Genomic DNA, 2,414 nt, shown 5'->3' with positions numbered 1-2,414 from the left:
TCACCAATAAACTTAGGTGAACTAAAATGCTCAATTGCCTCAGTACGTTCATTGACAAAATAATCTGTTTTACCGCGGTTAAAACTTTTATCCGGATCGGGGGTAAAGTTAAACTCGCAACGGCCATGAGAAATTGACTCCAAATCATCACGTTTAGCAATAATGGCATCAAGTTGTTGACGATAATGTGCGGTAACATTCTTAAGGTAAGTAATGTCTTTTAAGCGGCCCTCAATTTTAAATGAGCTAATGCCCGCATCAATTAAGGCTTCTAAATTATCTGTTTGGTTATTGTCTTTTAGTGATAATAAATGCTTATTTTCAGCTAATACTTCACCTTCACGCGTAGTTAAATTACACGGTAATCGACACATCTGTGAACATTCGCCGCGATTAGCACTGCGATTAGAATACGCATGGCTTAAATTACATAAACCGCTATAACTGACACATAACGCACCATGAATAAAGAACTCTAACTTCATCTTTGTGCTAGCAGCAATGTCGCGAATTTGTGGAATATTTAATTCACGAGCCAACACAACTTGTGAAAAACCGACTTGTTCGAAAAACACCGTTTTTTCTGGGCTGCGGTTATCAGTTTGAGTACTCGCATGTAACGCGATAGGTGGAAGATCTAATTGTAAAACCCCCATGTCTTGAACAATCAAGGCATCGACACCGGCTTCATAAAGTTGCCAAATAAGCTTTTGCGCTTTATCTATCTCGTCATCCATTAAAATGGTATTAAGCGCCACAAACACTTGGGCATGATAACGATGAGCAAATTCAGCCAAGCGAGCGATGTCTTCAACGCTGTTGCCAGCATTATGACGCGCGCCAAATGCTGGACCGCCAATATAAACTGCATCAGCGCCATGACGAATAGCCTCAATGCCATAATCAGCATTTTTAGCCGGTGCTAACAGTTCAAGTTGGCGCTTTACAGGCGCCTCTGGGGTGAACAATTCTACAGAAACCATAATGTTAACTAAATTTCGCATTAATTCGGATAAAAAAGTGCGCCAACATACTAATACTGTCGCATTGACATAAGTATGTTGACGCACTCGCATAGCTGTATACTTTAGCAAACTTTAAACAAAGTTCTAAGTAAATTCGTTGCTAATTACCGCCTAAATAACGGTCGAATAGAGCTTATAAAAACAATTCTTGGATGTTTTTAAAGTCAGTTTTGCCTTCTGCAATTTCTTGCGGATTAAGCCCCGACACTTCATGGGGAAATACTAACCAATCTTCAGATGAATGAATAAAATAATCTGGTTTTAGCTCTACTTTAGTGTTTTTTGGCTTGTAATAAGGGCATGCAATACGGATATCGGTTGGCATGTTCAAACGCATGAACTTTCTTAGTTTACCAATCAACGCATCAATACTACGGCCAGAGTCAAAAACGTCATCAACGATCAACAAACCATCGCTAGCATTGGCGTTTTCAATAATGTAATGCAAACCGTGTACTTTGATATTTTTATCTTGTTTGTCAGTGCCAATACCATAATAAGAAGACGTTCTAACGGCTATATGATCGGTTTCAACTTTTTTAAAATCAAAATACTCTTGGACTGCAATACCAATTGGAGCGCCACCGCGCCAAATACCCACGATAAACTGAGGTCGAAAGCCACTATCATATACTTGTGCAGCGAGTCTAAATGAATCTTCCAGTAGTTGTTGCGCACTAATAAAGTGTTTATCTGTCATTGGTTAAGCCCCCGATTAATTTCTTGCGGAGAATTTTATACCAAATAAAGCTTTCTTGCCTGTAAGAATAGGAATTAATTGATCAAACCCATAAAAATAAAAATGTTGATCAAATCATAATATGACTCAAAATTGATTGTAACTTGCTTAATGCATGCTCGCATCGGTCATTGGCCCACGCTGAATCATTTCACCTTTGATAGGCATGCTATCAACAACCGCCCAAGTCGATGCACTTGCCAATTGGTCGAACAAGCTTATCGGTACAGATAAATCTGCTTGTCATTAAAAACGACTATGGCATAGTGGGCGTTAATGACTAGTAGATTTAATCGCCAATTCAGGATGAATACGCCACTATGTTGCTCAATAAAACCTTACACAATACTGACGGAACTGGACTGGCAAACACCACGGACAGTAACGAACTCAATGTGCCCAAAGGTGACAACCCGCTAATATGGCCTGTGCTGAGTTTATTACAATCATCAAATCAAAGTTGGAAAGTGCATCATTTAGCCAGTGAATTACAAGCTAAAGGTTTAATGCATAACCTTGATCCATTACCCGAAAAAGACCTATTCAAACGCAACTTTCTACTAATGAACGCCTTGTATGAGTTACAAGATATACTGATGCCCAAACAGTGGTTGCAAGTGAAGGCAATGGAGATTCAAATATTTCGGATT

Annotated in this window: 3 protein-coding genes; 1 reads left to right on the top strand and 2 read right to left on the bottom strand. The window is 39.1% G+C overall.

Annotated features, from left to right (window positions below; genetic code table 11):
* Positions 1–983: peptidase U32 family protein (locus tag H5202_RS20685; RefSeq protein WP_182773719.1), on the bottom strand; the 983-nt coding region annotated here is incomplete at its 3' end.
* Between the two features lie 175 nt (positions 984–1,158).
* A complete protein-coding gene (locus tag H5202_RS20680) occupies positions 1,159–1,725 on the bottom strand; it encodes a phosphoribosyltransferase (RefSeq protein ID WP_182773718.1) in 567 nt (188 codons plus the stop codon).
* 359 nt (positions 1,726–2,084) lie between these two features.
* Between H5202_RS20680 and H5202_RS20675 the strand changes: the two genes are divergently transcribed.
* Positions 2,085–2,414: DNA-J related domain-containing protein (locus H5202_RS20675; protein ID WP_272490484.1), on the top strand; the 330-nt coding region annotated here is incomplete at its 3' end.

It is taken from the genome of Shewanella sp. SG41-4 (assembly GCF_014164505.1).
Taxonomy (GTDB): Bacteria; Pseudomonadota; Gammaproteobacteria; order Enterobacterales; family Shewanellaceae; genus Shewanella.
This window is presented reverse-complemented; position numbering and strand designations above follow the sequence as displayed.